This is a genomic window from Aquimarina latercula DSM 2041, from assembly GCF_000430645.1.
Lineage (GTDB): Bacteria > Bacteroidota > Bacteroidia > Flavobacteriales > Flavobacteriaceae > Aquimarina > Aquimarina latercula.
This window is the reverse complement of record NZ_AUMK01000020.1, coordinates 54,811-71,583: the sequence shown is the minus strand read 5'-3', so window position 1 is coordinate 71,583 and position 16,773 is coordinate 54,811. Positions and strand designations below refer to the sequence as shown.

Annotated in this window: 13 protein-coding genes; 4 read left to right on the top strand and 9 right to left on the bottom strand. The window is 33.1% G+C overall.

Translation table 11 applies throughout. The features are described from left to right. On the bottom strand, nucleotides 1-5,481 hold a 5,481-nt coding region (locus tag H526_RS0117140), incomplete at its 3' end, for a DUF11 domain-containing protein (protein WP_155839714.1). 397 nt (nucleotides 5,482-5,878) lie between these two features. Between H526_RS0117140 and H526_RS29440 the strand changes: the two genes are divergently transcribed. After that, nucleotides 5,879-6,277, top strand: a complete 399-nt coding sequence (locus tag H526_RS29440; RefSeq protein ID WP_051336209.1) for a response regulator — start codon at nucleotides 5,879-5,881, stop codon at nucleotides 6,275-6,277. 47 nt (nucleotides 6,278-6,324) lie between these two features. Here the strand turns inward: H526_RS29440 and H526_RS31030 are convergent, their stop codons facing one another. From H526_RS31030 to H526_RS0117095, 8 genes are all read right to left on the bottom strand, one after another. Next, complete coding sequence (locus H526_RS31030) at nucleotides 6,325-7,974, bottom strand: alpha/beta fold hydrolase (protein WP_051336208.1); 1,650 nt, start codon at nucleotides 7,972-7,974, stop codon at nucleotides 6,325-6,327. 204 nt (nucleotides 7,975-8,178) lie between these two features. Continuing rightward, the gene (locus tag H526_RS0117125; protein WP_027394134.1) at nucleotides 8,179-9,924 is read right to left on the bottom strand and encodes a tetratricopeptide repeat protein; all 1,746 of its coding nucleotides are present in this window, start codon (nucleotides 9,922-9,924) and stop codon (nucleotides 8,179-8,181) included. Nucleotides 9,925-10,083: 159 nt separating this feature from the next. After that, the gene (locus H526_RS0117120) at nucleotides 10,084-10,629 is read right to left on the bottom strand and encodes an SNARE domain-containing protein (protein ID WP_027394133.1); all 546 of its coding nucleotides are present in this window, start codon (nucleotides 10,627-10,629) and stop codon (nucleotides 10,084-10,086) included. 34 nt (nucleotides 10,630-10,663) lie between these two features. Then, nucleotides 10,664-11,050 carry a hypothetical protein gene (locus tag H526_RS0117115; protein WP_027394132.1) on the bottom strand — a complete coding sequence of 129 codons (387 nt, stop codon included), beginning with the start codon at nucleotides 11,048-11,050 and terminating at the stop codon, nucleotides 10,664-10,666. 176 nt (nucleotides 11,051-11,226) lie between these two features. Beyond that, the gene (locus tag H526_RS0117110; protein ID WP_027394131.1) at nucleotides 11,227-11,811 is read right to left on the bottom strand and encodes a hypothetical protein; all 585 of its coding nucleotides are present in this window, start codon (nucleotides 11,809-11,811) and stop codon (nucleotides 11,227-11,229) included. A 7-nt stretch (nucleotides 11,812-11,818) separates the two neighbouring features. Next, the gene (locus H526_RS0117105; protein WP_035085886.1) at nucleotides 11,819-12,490 is read right to left on the bottom strand and encodes a hypothetical protein; all 672 of its coding nucleotides are present in this window, start codon (nucleotides 12,488-12,490) and stop codon (nucleotides 11,819-11,821) included. Nucleotides 12,491-12,600: 110 nt separating this feature from the next. Beyond that, the gene (locus H526_RS0117100; protein ID WP_027394129.1) at nucleotides 12,601-13,377 is read right to left on the bottom strand and encodes an N-acetylmuramoyl-L-alanine amidase; all 777 of its coding nucleotides are present in this window, start codon (nucleotides 13,375-13,377) and stop codon (nucleotides 12,601-12,603) included. Nucleotides 13,378-13,588: 211 nt separating this feature from the next. Further along, entirely contained in the window at nucleotides 13,589-15,253 is a 1,665-nt protein-coding gene (locus H526_RS0117095) for a serine hydrolase domain-containing protein (protein WP_027394128.1), read from the bottom strand. 227 nt (nucleotides 15,254-15,480) lie between these two features. On the opposite strand from H526_RS0117095, the gene H526_RS0117090 reads away from it, so the two are divergent. From H526_RS0117090 to H526_RS0117080, 3 genes are read left to right on the top strand one after another with little or no spacing between them, the layout of a single operon-like run. Continuing rightward, entirely contained in the window at nucleotides 15,481-15,804 is a 324-nt protein-coding gene (locus H526_RS0117090) for a DUF6249 domain-containing protein (RefSeq protein ID WP_139195609.1), read from the top strand. Next, on the top strand, nucleotides 15,801-16,367 hold the full coding sequence (locus H526_RS0117085; RefSeq protein WP_051336207.1) for an RNA polymerase sigma factor: 567 nt from the start codon (nucleotides 15,801-15,803) through the stop codon (nucleotides 16,365-16,367). Before H526_RS0117090 ends, H526_RS0117085 begins: the two co-directional genes overlap by 4 nt. Next, the gene (locus tag H526_RS0117080; RefSeq protein WP_027394125.1) at nucleotides 16,360-16,704 is read left to right on the top strand and encodes a DUF2208 domain-containing protein; all 345 of its coding nucleotides are present in this window, start codon (nucleotides 16,360-16,362) and stop codon (nucleotides 16,702-16,704) included. The genes H526_RS0117085 and H526_RS0117080 overlap by 8 nt, the downstream gene beginning before the upstream one ends. Nucleotides 16,705-16,773 lie beyond the last annotated feature (69 nt).

The window sequence follows — 16,773 nt, the reverse complement described above, 5'->3', positions numbered from 1 at the left end:
ATCTGGATCAAACTGATCACTACCAGTGATCTCTGCTTGATTCAAATACTCATCAACAGCTCCCGTTGGAGCATCTACAACAGCATCAAAACTTAAGGTAACTGTATCGGTACCCACTGGCACCGCTAATCCTGTCCAGGTAAGAATATTACCAGCAGGAACTATAACAGGGACAATATTACTTATTCCGCTATATCCTCCAGGTACAACATCTGCTACTGAAACATTTGTAGCCGCATCTGAACCAGCATTACTTAATGTAATCGTAAAAGTAACAGTATCTCCCACATTTGGAGTAGGATCACTTACTACCTTACTAATACTTAAATCAGATACTTCTGGTGTTGGAATACTCGCAGTATCTTCATCATCCTCGCTCTGATTACCATCATCATTGTCAGGGGTACTATCGGGATCCAATTGATCACTTGCAGTAATCTCTGCAACATTATTGTATTCTCCAATTGCACCTGTCGGAGCATTGACCAAAGCCGTAATCTGTATACTCTCGGGTGAACCAACAGCTACAGTTCCTACATTCCAAACTCCAGATCCGGGAGCATAATTACCTCCACTATTATCACTTTGATATGAATATCCTGCCGGTAACTGATCTTCTACAACAACGTTAGTTGCTGAGTTAGCTCCTCCATTAGTAACAGTAATCGTGAACACTACAGAATCTCCAACATCAGCTGAAGCCGGCGATACTGTTTTTCCTAAACTTAAATCTGCTGATATTATGGTTACATTTGCTGTGTCTTCATCATCATCATCCGGATCAGCATCGCCATTTTCGTCGACAGTATTATCGGTAGAAGGATCACTATCCGGATCAAAACTGTCACTTGCTATAATCTGAGCCGAATTCACGTATGGTCCTGAAGAATTTACAATCACATCATACGTTAAATTTAAAGTATCCCCACTAGCAACATCCAATCCTACCCAAGTTATGGACAGATTTCCTGCATTATAAATTCCTCCATTACTTACTGTTCCCGGTACCAAAGTATACCCAAGAGGTATCAAATCTTCTACACTAACACCACTGGCATCTGATGAATTAGTGAGTGTAGTATTATTATTAAAAATAGAAACAGTAAATGTTACCTGATCTCCAATGTTTACCGAAGAAGGTGCTACTGATTTTGTAAGTTCTAAATCAGATACTGGAGTTATTATAATGGTTACTTGATCTGTAGCAGGATCACAGTCACCATTTGTAATTGTCCATTCAAAAACATAAGTACCTACTATCGTTCCTGTTACATCAGTTCCAGGATCAAGTGGATCATTGATATTAGCAGTATTGGGTCCAGATACTTGTGACCACTGCCCTTGTCCTATTGTTGTTGCTGTTGCACCCAAAGTAACCAAGGAAAGCTCTGGTAATGTTTGGTCAGGACCTGCTTCTGCTACCGCTGCATTAGATCTGACAATAATTTCCATGGTATCCACATTGGTACACCCTCCTCCTACTACTGTCCAAGTGAATATATAAGGATCACCTACTGGTGTAGGAGCTAAATCTATGATCAAACTTTCAGGATTGTTAGGAGCAGTAATTGTTGGACCTGCAGGACCTCCTGTTTGTGTCCAAGTACCAACACCACTTGTAATTGGATCAGCATCCATAAAAGTTTGTGTTTCATCACAAAAATCCTGATCCGGACCTGCTTCTGCATCAGATGGTGGAGCTCCTGTAAAAGTAATTGTAACAGTATCTACTTGTGTATCACATAAATTAGGAGATACCGGATCTGTAAAAGGATCTGTATTCGAATTAGAAACTGTCCAAGTCAATACATATACATCATCAATACCGTCATCGCCAACATCATCAGGAACATTTAATAGTCTAGTTTCTGGGTTATTAATACTTTCTATAGTTACGACTCCCCCTGATGGGTCATCTCCTGGGTTAGCAAATGACCAAACACCGTTACTACTATCAGAAGTAGCGGTTGCTGCCATTTGAACATCCAACTGACAAGCATTTGGTTGATCTGGACCAGCCTCTGCAGCTCCCGGCGCTTCGAACACCTCTACTCGAACGATACTAAACTCATCTGTACAGTTTCCTATTGAATAATTCCATTGTAATATATATACTCCTGGTACCGTTAATCCATTAAGAGTAGCATTTGGATTACTGATATCTCCTGCTGGTATCGAAGCAGTATTTGAAGGTTGTTCTATAATACTCCAGGTAGCTGTTAATCCTGGATCTGCTGGAGGAGTACTTCCATTTAAGGTAATGGAATCATTATTATCTTCACAAACAAAACGATTGGTACCGGCAGATGGCATAGCACTAGGACCGCCAGTAACTGTAATAACTACATCATCAGAATTATTACATATGACACCTGGTCCCGTATAATCTGTGGTAAACCTGAAGGTATAGGTATTACCAGGTGTAATCGTGGCATTGGCTCTATTACTATTAGAAGGAGATTGTGTAATTACGGATCCATTACTAGTAATTTCAGTCCAAGTACCTGTTGCTCCTTCTGTCGCTTCTAAAAACACACTATTTACATTACATAAATCTTGATCTGCGCCTGCAGTAGCTGGTGCGAATACATCAACTTGTATTTCATCAAAATCTGATCTAGGATCACAAACTGGTGATCCTCCTACAGTTGTCCATCTAAAGGTGTAAGAACCTGTTACCAAATCTGTAACTGTTATACTGTTGCTACTAGGATTATTGATAGTTGGATTGTTTGGCCCTGAAATCACTGTCCAAGTTCCTGTTTCGGTAACTGGATTATTTAAAGGGTCTGCAGTAATCACGGTATTGTCAGAAGCACAAACAACTTGATCACCACCTTGAATAACTGCAGGTGTTACTGGAATTCCCACATTAATAGTTACTTGATCGGTAGCCGTAGTACAGCTTCCATATTCTACTGCCCATTCAAATACATACGTACCATCTAATAGATCAGTGAAAGTAGCTGTTGGACTATTTATATCATCCACTGTAAAACCACCTATACCTGTTACCAAACTCCAAGTTCCTGTTCCTAAAGGTGCAGGATCAGTGGCAGCCATTGTAAATGAGGTAGCACATACATCCTGATTAGGTCCAGCTTCGGCCATGGCAGCGCCTGCTACAGTAATTTCTACAGTATCCGAAGTTGCCGTACAAGCTGGAGATGGAGGTATACTGGTATATTCAATTGTCCAAGTAAATACATACGTACCATCACCAGGTAATGTTACATCAGTATCAAATTGATTTTCGTCGGCAAAAACGACTCCTGCCAAAGGTGTTACTGTCCAAGTACCTGTCTCATCGGCTTGTTCTTGATTACCTGCCAATGTAATATTAGTAATTCCGGCTCCCAAACAAGTATCAGCTCCCGCATCGGCAATAGTTGGAGACTCATCAGCTGTTGTCGTTATAGTTACTGTATCTGTAGCTGCTGGTCCACAAAAAGTAAAATCATTTATTAAGGACCAAGTAAGTACATAATTTGTAGATGGGTTTACAAAACCTGTGGCAATAGCATTAGGATCATTAACATCTGAAAATACGATACCGTCTGGAGAAGACCATGTACCTGTTTGACTATCTGCAGGAGGATCTGCAGCCAAGGTTACAGGCGCATTAAAACAAACTGTTTGATCCACACCTGCTTCTACTGGATTATTATCTAAAGGTGATACAAAAATAGTTGTATCTGAAAAAGATGGAGGTGTACAATCCGGCCCTGCACTTACTGAATATCTGAAAACATACTCTCCGGGAATAAGACTAGATATTCCTGTATTTTGAGCATAGATGTCTGCTATTGTCGCTGAATTAGGCCCTGATATTTGCGACCATACAGATTGTCCTGTAGTAATCGCATTACCGGCCAAATTACCTCCTGATTGTCCACAAATAAAAGTTTGATCAGATCCTGCATTTGCTATTGTAGGTATTAAGGAAACGGTAACATTAACAAAATCTCTAGCCTCATCACAAGCCTGAAATAAATTCCCTGTTCTTCTTCTTATAAATTCTATCGTATATGTTCCTTCTACATCCAAATTTTCAATAGTCACAGGACTACTACCTGCTGATATAGGTCCTGTTGTAGATCCTGGAGGACCATTAACAATCTGGTATTCTGTTATATTTCCACTAGTAAAGTTAAAGTCAATATCAAAAGAAGTTTGCCCGCAAGTACCTATGATATCATCTCCCATCCCAGGATTTACATCAATACTTATGGGGTTTACATTGTAACGAACATTAACTATTGCTTCTTCATCACAATTAGTATTTGTATTTGTGATCGTATACCTAAATTGATATGCATTTGGCGAAGTTAATCCAGTAACTTGGGTTGTACTACTTGTCGGATCCACAATAGTAACCGGAGGATTTCCATCTATTTGTTCCCATAGTACTGTTTCATCTGTATTTTCAGGTACAGAACCTACCAAAGTAGTTTCCGTTACAGAAGGATCACAAAATCTTTGATTATTATTTTGAATTGTAGCGCCTGTTACATCCTGTGTCGCTTCATCGACAGTAATAGTAATAGTGTCACTTCCCGTGGAACAAGGCCCTGCTACTTCCCATAAAAATGTATAGGTACCTTCTCTTAAATTACCTATTCCTGTAGTATTCGAATTAGGATCATTAATCGTCGGTGTTGTTGGACCACTAAGAAATGTCCAAGTTCCTATCTGACCGCCAAAACCAGCTCCTCCAAAGGAGGCATCCATAGTAGTGGTTTGGCTTACTGTATAACAATTGTCTAAGGGTATATCTGGACCAGCACTCACTGGTTGTTCTCCACCAAAGTTCGTTACCGTCAAATCAGCAAAAGACTCACAAAACACTCCTGTGCCAGGATCTGTAGGTCCAGTGATTGTCCAACGTAGAGTAGAAACCCCAGCACTGCCTTCTGGTAATAGTATAGGTGTAGACGTAGAAGTAGGAACAGAAATAGTAACACCCGCATTATTAGCACCTACAATAGACCAAACACCTGTTTCTCCAGCATTACCTGGTGTATTTGCATTGATCACAATAGATCCAGAAGTATCTGGACACGATGCTATATCAACCCCTACAGCAGCTTCTGTGATTGGAAGCACTGTAATTGTTACATCCTGAAAAGGAGTATCCCCATTAAAACATTCCGCGGAGTATCTAAATCCATATGTATTACCTCCTATAAAACCTGTAATAACAGGATTATCAATAGTAGGGTCACTAATAACTACTGTTGGTCCAGAAATCTGAGTCCAAGTAGGACCATCTGCATAGGTATCAGGACTATTACCATCTAATTGCATTACATCATTAATACAAATAGTCTGGTTAATACCAGCATTCAAAGTACAACTTTGTGCATTCGTATTTGTAATGGATAAAAAGCTTATAAAAATAAATGATAATACTCTGAGAATACGCTTATTATTTTGAATAAAAAATAAGGATACAATAAAACACAAGTAATTTTTAATCATACCAAAATAGTTAGTTAGTGTAATGAATCCGAAAATTCAGTATAAATATTGCCCGTTTTTAAATAGTACAAAGGGGATGTTTTAGCAGAAATTATCTTAAAAATCGATGATGTGATTGTTTTTTCGACCAAATGCACAATAAAAAGGTTCAATAATCAGTTTATGAAGATAAAGACAATAAATAGTTTTTTTTGGGAATTTTCCCTCAAAATATATAAGGTAAAACCATTCTTTGTAACAATAAATTCTCCTAAAAAATTGATTGACAAATAATTGACATGCTGTATTCTATCGAGAAAGTATTTATTTCATCGATATACCTAAATAAATAAACCTCGAAAAATCACACTTCACTTGATATCTGATCTAAATTACCCCTCACTAAAAAAATGGAGTCATGTCTAGGATTAATCATACCGTACTTATTGATGACAATAAAACAACCAATTTCCTCAACAAATATTTGATGTTAAAATCAAAACGTTTTAAACGTATAGAAGAATTTATAAACGGAAATACAGTACTTGAGCGATTCGAAAAAGATCAATCTTTTGAACCAGATATCATTTTTTTAGATATAGACATGCCCAATATTAATGGTTGGGAGTTACTCGAAAGATTTGAAAAACTTTATTCTAAAAAAGTAAAGACAAAAATATTTATTCTTTCTTCGTCAATTAATAAAGAATATTCTCAAGTTTTTAAACCTAAATATTTCGCTCCTGAATACTTAATAAAACCACTAAATCTTACTATAATAGAAGCACTGTATCATAAATATTATCTTAAAGGTTAAAATATTTGATAAACTCTAGATTAATAAATGTTCCTTAATCACTGCGGTTAACTAACTAACTCTGATGGACTAATAGCAAATTGTTTTTTAAAACGTTTAGAAAAATATGACGGACTAGAAAATCCAGTCTGAAAAGCGATCTCCGCAATGGTATTCTGTCGACCAATAATCAATTCCTTTGCTCGATTTAAACGAATTGAAGAAATTAGTTGATTAGGAGACATATTAGTACTAGCCTTAAGTTTACGCTGCAATTGTCGTTCACTAACACCCACTTCCGTACAAAGCATTGTTACACCATAGTAGTCATTGCTTAAATGATGATTAATATTTTGAATCACTTTTTGTAACAAAGAATCTTGTTGTGGAGATTTATTTTTATAAATCAAAGTGACATCTGTAGGAAGATTTTTAGTCGCTTTATATAATAATAAGGAAGCCCCTAATTCAGTTTTAAAAATTGTTTGATAAGGTACAAAACTCATATTTACCCCTATTAATAAATTCTTTACCGTCTGAGTTACTATAATTTGATTAGGTGCACTCTGTTTAGTTACTAAGGTTACGAAATCCTCAGTTTCTTCACAAATACAATCTTTTATAAAACATTCCTTGATATCAACCCCAATAGATATCTGCGCATTGACGCTCTTAACAATTTTCATTAATTCTGAACTACAATAAACTGCTGTACTAGGCCCTTCAAAAGTTAATGTGAATGTATCATTATCATATATCGCTACATTTCCTCCATATCTAGCTACACATTCTCTTATGAGTTTATGTAGCTTATTATCTCGTTTTATTGGAGTGCTTATATGGCCAACCATAAAGGTATAGAGCTTTTTTTCATAAACAGGTTTAGGTTTTACATCGAAAACAAATGTCCTTATTTCCTGAAGAACCCGTTCCGTATCACCAACCCAAAAAAGATGATCATTTCCTTCTAACTCTACAAATTTTGCTCCCGAAATACGTTCAGCTATAAATCGTCCTTCTTCAATCTTTACATCGATATCATGCGTACGTTGTAATATGAGTGTAGGTACATTAATGGAACCTAAAATATCTATTATGTCTATTTGTGTATTTAATTTTGTCAACATCATAGCAGCACCGGGACTTGCTCCTGACCTAAAATAACTAGCTAACCAATCCATAAAATTTTTATCATTAGCCTTAGAAGGAGCAAGCGCCTCGAGATTCATATCTCCACTACCCCAATTATTTTCGATCATATCATACACCTCTTGGCGTTCCTCATTAGTAGGCGCCCATGGATAATCCGAACTATAAACTCTTTTAGCAAATATCCCAAAAGAAACTAAAGAAATGGTCCGTTCTGGATAAGTAGCAGCAAAAAGAGCTGATACAGAACCTCCTTCGGAGTGCCCAAATAATACCGCTTTTTTGGATCCAACAGCATCCATTACAGCTCTGATATCATCCATTCTTTCCTCTAATGTAGGATATGTAGCAATACGATCAGAAAGTCCTGTTCCTCGTTTATCAAATAAAATAACTCTTGCTATTTTTCCTAATTCTTGTAAAAAGCTAACAAGTTCTGGACAAGCCCACATATAATCAATATTTGAGATCCATCCAGGAATATATACCAAATCAACGGTTCCAGAACCAAAAACCTGATAAGCTATATTTACATGACCACTTTTAATATAGTTGGTATTAGGTTTCATAAGAGTATAATTTAATAGGTTTTAGAATACTCTAAAATTATAAAGCCTTAAGAAGACTGCAATTAAAAACACGTATACAATGTGTGCACCTAAATAAAAAAAGGATATATACAAGGGATACAATAGGTAGACAACAAAAATTTAAATATTTGATTTTCAAATATTTAAATTTTAAAACATAACATCTTACGCTATTTATGTTTTTTATTCTTCTAATTGTAATAAATAGGTGAGAATTTCTTGTTTAGGATCTAATTCTATTTTTTTTCGAAGACGATATCTAGCAGTTTTTACGCTCTCAGGAGATATCCCCAAAATACTAGCAGTCTCTTTTATATTAAGATTTAGCCTAATTAAGCTACAAATTTTTAAATCATTTGAACTTAAATCTGGATGTTTTGATTTTAATCTCACGTAAAAACCTTCATGTGCATCTTCAAAAAATCGACTAAAATCCTCCCAGTCTTTATCAATACTTAGGTTCTTTTTAATTATCTTATTTAAATCTGTAATTAACTGTTGTTTTTCTATAGAAGAGGATTTTTTAATTTTCTGAATAGTTTCTTGTAACTGCTCAACAATTTCATTTTTCTTTATAAAATTAAGCGCATAAGAAGAAAGTTCTTTATTCTTAAAATCTAATTGCTGTTGCAACTCTTGCTGTTTTAAAGCTAAGTTCTCTAAATCTTTTTGAGTAAGCGCATGTTCCGACTCTAACAGTTCTCGTTTTTTTAAAGCTAATAGTTTACTTTTTTTGGTTCGTTGCCTACTTATAAAATAGATAACACCTCCAAAAATTGATATAATAACAACACTTAGAAATAAAATCAATTGAATTAAATCATCTTTCTTTTCTTGTTCTTTTAGTGCTACTAATTCTTTGTCTTTCCCTTCTAACTGGTTCTCGAATTCTAGGTAAGCAATTTGTTTTGACTTTTCTAAATTTAAAAGAGAATCTCTAAGAAAAATAAATTTATCATAATAAGCCAAAGCTTCTTCTGGTTTAGACTGTAATTTTTTGATTTCCTTTAATTCTTCATATGCAAATAGTTCATATTTTTTCAGTTTGTTCTCTTTTGCAGATGTCAACCCTTTTTGAATTTCTATTGCAGCTTCATCAAGTTTGTTTGATAATCTTAGAATTCTTCCATGAATTATATGGTTATTAGTTAATCCATCAATATCATTGACTTTATTGCCAAGATCCATCGACTTTCTTATATGATAATAGGCCTGCTCTATTTCGTTTTTATGAAGATATAAAATCCCTAATTTATTATGCGCTTCTGCAATCCCATAGGTAAAATTAGCATCCGTATGCATCCTCAATGCATCGGTAAGATATTTTAATGCTTCTTCATCCTTTTGTTGCTCTATAAGAATAGTTCCTATTTTGCTAAATGTAGTTGCTATTCTTCCTTTTAAGCCTAACGCCGTGAATTCATTAATCGCTTCTTCATAAAAAATTAGTGCTTTTGTATATTCTTTGAGATCAGCATATACCATCCCTATATTGAGTTTTGTATTTGCTAACCCTACTTGATCCTCTATATTATTGTATAACTTATACGAAGTATTTAGATAGGTCAAAGCTTTATTTAAATGTCCTTGCGCCCAATAAGCTACTCCAATTATTCGGTTTGCTCTAGCTTGGCCTTTAGTAAATCCAATTTTTTTAGATATGCGCAATGCTTCTTTTCCAAAATTAATAGATTGATTTGCATCTACAATCCAATACTCAAAACCTATAGTATTAAGCAAGTCCACCTTTTCTGCATTCTCTTTATTATTAGTATTTATTAAATTACGAAGACTATCGACCTTTTCTAGTTTCTGAAACCCATAGAAAGAATTAGGCAATAAAAAAAGTCCTAGGATGATACAAGCTATTAAACTTGTTTTATATTGATACGGTCTGATTTGAAAAAAGTAAACTTTAGAAAAAGTCATTAAAAAGTATTTACAAAAGGTGCTATTAGTATTTTTTCAGTTTACTGTAAAACTACTCATCATTTCTCTAAAGAAACTAATATGAAATGTTAAATGAGGTATTATAAGATTGTATAACAATTCTTTAAAATTATATCATAAAAATCCGATGATTATATTTTATAATGAAACTCCAACCAGAATTCCAACTCCGATACCCGCAACACCGATAAGGATTTTTTCAAAAACGCCTTTTCTTCTTTGTCTCTTGGCAGCCTTATCTACAATATCAAGACTATTTGTTGCTCTCTCTAGACTGTTTATGGTATAATCTAGCGCTTTTTGGGTATTTAATAAAGTTGCTTGAGTCTTTTCATATACCTTCTGATCTAGGCTATCACTGGCAGCAAAATTAATTTGCAGACTACGTTCTAAATCAATATTTCTGCGTAATGTTTGTGAATATTTCTCTATCAATTCTTTGGTCATTTTATCTTGTTGTAAAGTACTTTGATACACATTTTTAATGGCTAAAAAAGATTTCTTATTGACTAAAAATACATCAGGAGTTCTAAATAGATAGAGACTGTCTTTTTTTACAATAAAAGGTTCTCCTTTATAATTAGCATAACTTTCCGGAATTTCAATTACCTTAAGAGAATCAATCTCCTGAGAAAAAGATACTGATGCAAATAGAAATAAAAAGATGAAGATGATTTTTTTCATGTGATAGTTAATTTACAAATAGCTAAATATTTTTTTATTGTTCTAATCCAAAAACTCCGTTTAATATTGCTCGGTCCTTTGCTAATTGATCATTCGTAAGTTTTATAGAATCTTTGATACGTTCTAACTCAGACCAATCTTTCGCATTTTTCCTTTTAAATGAGAGTATTAATGAATCTCGTTTATGAATAATTAAATCCTTTTGAGTCTTCATTTTTTCAAATTCTTTTCTAGAACTTTCTAATTCGGATTTGGTTGTTTCAATTATCTCTTTTGATTGCTTTAATTCTTCTTTTGCCTTGTTCAGTTCTGATGTTAGTATCTTCCAATTAGAACTAGAATTAAAGATCAGATAACCAATAACCACTAAAAAAAGTAGTGCTACAATCTGCAGGATTAAACTCGTAGTAGTATTTTTCACAAGGTCAAATTTTTATCAATTAATCTATTCGTAAATATATCGTAAAACATATCAATAAATCAACATAAGTATTTTAGAAATGAAAAAAATACTGGTTTCAATAATTTATGCTTTAGGTTTTGATTATTAGTTGAATTTCTAGTTATCTGCATATCATTTTGTTTTATAGTAATTCTTTAATTTTCTTCAATTTTAATCTTATATTTTTCCTTGTACAGGATAATTAGGTTGCAAAAAGAGATAATAAACCCAGCAGATAATAGGTAACAAAGGAATAGCATTATTATTAATTGAATTCTATTACTTACAATACTATCTTTAGTCCAGGCTTTTTCCGGATCTCCTAATAGGATCAACATGCGTTCTTTTCTTTCTGGTAAAAACCCATGAGATTCCTTAAAAGTATCAAATGGATTGTTCGCTATCAATTCACTACCAATCACAATATCATTATCTACATATGGAAGTGTATTTGCCTCTCTAAAAAAATGATAGGTCGCATAAATCCCAACAAACATTAGTAAAAATTGAAGCGATAATCGCATCCAAGTTCTAATCATTTTATGCTTTAGTGAATATAAAATCAAAAATCCAGCTAATGCAGTCGCGATAAAAACTCCAAATTTCATAAGAAAAGCAGTATTATCATCTGTAGCATACCAAGAAGGTAGCGGAATAATAAATGCTCCTGTAATAGATGCAATCCAGGTACTTAATAATGTTATCTCTTTCCAAACTTCTTTTAATCTATTTACTAGCATCGTATACTTATTTTGGGGTTTTTAATACTAGCTGTTTTTCTTCTTCACCAGAATTACTCATAATTAGATGGAGTTCTGGTTCTCCTATTAAACCATCTTTTTCTAACCAAAACAGATAATATCCAGGGACAAAATCTAGAGAAGCATTTTGTGTTGGTTGATTAAATCGAAAGCGTTTAATATCCAAATCCTGCTCATAAGATAATTTCCCGAAAACAAAAAAACCTTCATTTTCACTTGAGTTTACCATCACTTTAATAGTTGTCGTGGCATTATTTTGTGCTGTGTTTTTTATGGTCTGCAGTTTAGCTTCATAATCTTTTGATATTGCTTTTAAAACAAATGTTTTATCCGTTGTTGTTTCATACTGCTCATTTAGATTTCTTAAGGTATATTCCGTAGTTTCTAAAGTTGATACATACGCTGGAGTAAGCGCATATTTATCATTACACTTTTCTAAAACAGGAAATAGTGTAGCGCTCTTTTCTATCAATTCATTATAAGCTGCTTTTAGATTATTATCATTTGTAGTAGTTATTTTTCCTTCTAACCCACTTATAGCTTGCTGGGTCTTAGACAAAACCAAAGACAGGTCTTTATTTTTCGGACCATAGCTTGCACAACTATATAGCATAATTAATATGCAAAACTTAATCAAATACACATACTTATTTTTCATGTCTAGGGAGTTTTTATGAACTATTATAGGGATTATTCCAATTCAAAATTATAGTAAACCAACGTTATCTTGTTATGACAAAAACGGCTAATTCTAGTAATTTTCCGACTTTAAAAACCAAGTAAACCACTGATAATTAAATCCCAATCAAAAGCAGGACCTATATCCCATTTACCAGTAGATCTATAATTAACATGAGATGTAATTCCCCTAAAGTTTACCAACTCTTCTTCTGCCACTATATCATATCGTTTATCCTCCGGTAAAAACGTTGTAGGAATATCATATTCTGAAGTTAAATACCTAAGTAATACCAGTAAACTTTTATACTGCTTAGCGGTATATGTGGCAAAATATTGTTCCCCACGAAAAGGTATATCTAACTTTCCATAAAACTTAGTTTCGCTTACATGACAATACACATCAGTATCATTATATACGGTTACTAATTGATCTCCAATTCTTTTTAAAAACCCAATATTAGACATCTCGATTCCGATGGTTCTTTTACCTCCTTTGGTATTTCCTCCTATTGCTTTTGAACCTAAGTGGTACGCCCAATATGCAGAAGACCACAAGTTAAGTATGGTGCCATTTCTAGCAATAATAAAAGGCACAGAGACTCTGTAATTGGGCTTAGACAAAGCTGCTACATCCCCTTTCAAATAGCCCGCAGTATAATGTAATACTATTTGTTTTTTGGTATGTTTTTCCTGAATATAAAAAGATGTGTCTCCATTTTTAGGTCTACATTGTGTATAAGACATCATCTCCAATGCGCCTTGAATTGGAACCTCTTTATGAGTTAATAAAAATTCTTTTCCAGCTGAGTCTCGACCAGTATCAAAAAAGTTTTTCTCATGTTTGATTATACTAGTTGCCTTCATACCACATTTAATTTATGATTACTTACATCAAAATTACTATAGGTTATGTCTACAAACTATCTTAAAACCGCCAAATAAAGGGAATTTTACGACACTTTTAAAATTGAAATATATGATAAAACTAGATCGTATGCCTTAAATTTATTTTTAAAACAAAAAGCTTCTTATAACAAGAAGCTTTTTGTTTACTGAAGAATATATGATCCTGTAACTACTCTATTTTTGTAAAAGCTATATTAGCTGCTCTAGGAGCATCAAGATTAAAACCTATGATTTTTCCAGTTTTACTTCTTTCAAATCTTAACGTAAACATTCCCATAGCATTGAATTCATCTTTTTTAACGGCCTCCAAAGGAAGTTTTTGATTAAAAATTGGAAAAACAAGTTGATCATCTTCCATCTTCAACCTAAACTCTAGGTCTAATTCATCATTTCTGTATTTCTGGCTAAAAAGATTCAACTCACTAATATCCAATAATGTTTTAGTATAACTCTCAGCATGTAATGTAATTGGACCATCATTCCACACTATATTTTTCTTCTGAATATTTTTAAAATCGAACGTTAAAATTACATTTGGCCTGTCTTCAAAAGTTAACTTGTTTTCTCCCAGAGGAACTAATTTACTGGTAGGACCATTATTACGGACATAAAAAAGTTGATTCTGATTTCTTTTTATCGTTCTATGTTCATTAGTTTCTATAAAACGGTAATCTCCAACGAATTTATCCAATGCTACAGATGTTAATTTTATAGGTTTCAATTTTTGATTTTCTGCTGACTTCTTAGGTTTATCCTTAGGAGGAAAAAAAGAATTTGCTATCTGCATAGCATATGACCTTATATCATACCAGTTTTGATTAGCAAGAATTATTATAGATAAGTTATGATCAGGAAATCTAATTAAATCAGAACTGAAACCCGGATTTTGACCACTATGAGATATCATTTTCTGTCCATTTTGTTCTCCTTTTATCAACCCAGAAGCATAGGATATTTCCTTTCCGTTTTCTAGCATACCATTAGTTAGCATCATTGACCAAAATTTCTTGGAAAACAAATTCTGATTATGAAATTCATTTTCCCATAATACTAAATCATCAATACTAGAAACAACCCCTCCATCTCCCACAGTAGCTGCTTGAAAACGATATTCCTCTCTTGGGCAATCAGGACATTCACTCACATAACCTGCAGCTCTATTAGGAACCAATTGACCTGTTCTTTCTACATATGAAGTGTTTGTCATTTTTAAAGGCATAAAGATGTTAGCCTTAGCATAATCACCTAATGATTTTCCTGTAATTTTTCCCACTATTTCACCCAGAATCCAATAATTAGTATTAGAATAACTATGCTCTACTCCACTATCAAAAGAAAGTCCCTTCTGATTCGAAACTACATCCATAATATCACGATCCTCCCCAATAAAACTATTAAAGAAATCCATTTGTCTAGATCCTTTAAGCATTAAAAGAGACATATAATCTCTAATACCCGAAGTATGATTTAACAGTTGTCTGACTGTAACATTTCCAATATTTTCGGAAAATTCTGGAAAAAATTTTGACAATTCATCTTCTAATTTAAGCCTGTTCTGTTCTGCCAAAAGAATAATACAAGCAGCCGTAAATTGCTTGGAGGAGGAAGATAATCTAAAATTAGTTGAATTCGATATTGGTAGGTTATAGTCCAAATTTGCCATTCCTTTAGCTACTGAAAAGCTAAGTTTATCCTCTTGGACTATACCTATTGCAACTCCAGGACCTTTTGGATCAATTTCGGATATAATTGAATCTACCAACCTCGAAGAATCAAAAGATTGTGCAAATGTAAATAAGGGAAAGGCTATTAAAATTATTATAAGATGTCTCATGATAGTTATTATTAAGTATTGATTAAATAATTAAATAGTTTCTATGATTGCGCAAATAGAACTAAACAAACTAATTCTCTTAAGTATTAATTTTCTGTTTGTTAATCTGATACTTCAATATTCATAAAGGTTACAAATAATTGAATTTTATTTTTTCAACTTTTTGTAACCTTTAGCTAATTATGGGTATCCTATGGATATATATTAATATTAAAAATGAAAATAAAATGAATGATCCTGTAGCAATAGTTGTAATAGCATTGATAGCCGCCGCTGTATTTTCAATTTTCTATATCATAAAAAGTAAACACTTGGAGCGTATGGCAAAAATTGAAAGTGGAATGATTGACCAAGAGTTTAAGGATTCTGGTAATATTTTTTTAAACATTGGAATACTTTTATGTTCGCTAGCAACAGCTGTATTTACATCCTACTTATTCAGTATATACACTAAAATTCCAGAATATGTAATCATCCCGGGTTTTCTATTACTATTTGGAGGAATCGGTTTTCTGATTTCTTTTTATATCAGTAAAAAGAAAAGTAATTGAATTCTATACCAGACAAAGCGCATATAGATAAAGTACTCTCTGGAGATAAAAATGCCTTTGTGTATTTTATAAAGACATATCAGGAAATGGCATATTCAATTGCAATTTCTATGGTAAAAAACGAGTTTAACGCGAATGATGTTGTTCAAAATTCATTTATAAGAGCATTTAAAGCCTTAAGATCATATCGTTCTGACGCAAAATTTTCGACTTGGTTGTATAAAATTGTAGTAAATGAATCCTTAAAATTTATAAAGAAAAATAAACGGACACAGGAGTTCATTACGTTTATGGATGACCCTTTTGATTATTCAGTATCTTTTAATGAAGCAATTGAAAACTTTGAAAAAAAGGATCAAAAATTAGAAATTAAAAAGACTTTAAATCTTATGAAACCCAAAGAAGCTTTACTATTGAAATTGTTTTACTTACACGAAGAGTCTATTCCAGAAATAGAAAAAATTACAGGTTTCACCAAATCAAATATAAAAGTATTACTACATAGAGCACGAAAGAGTTTTCTTGCACTTTCTATTCAACATAATAATCTAAATAATGGATAAAACAGATCAAAACATACATAATACACTTACTGAATACAATCCAATTTATGCTACTCACCCTGAATTAGAAGATAATATTATGGATATAGTAAAAAAGGAAAAAAACTATCAAGAAGTATTGATAAAAACAAGACATAAAGTAAAAGCTGGACTTATTGTAAGTGTAATCCTTTTGTCAATTTATATCATTTTAACTTATACGGATTTATTAAACTCAATAGATCAGAATGAAGATAGTATAAAACTATTTTATCCTTCTATTCTTGCAACTATAGTTGTTATACTTGTCTACTTTCAGGGGATATTTGGGATTTCTATTTTAAAAAAGGAAAATTAAATCTAAACATTTTGATTTTTTAAAGCTTAGAATTGATCCCGTATCTGTAAAAATTCAATAAACATATAT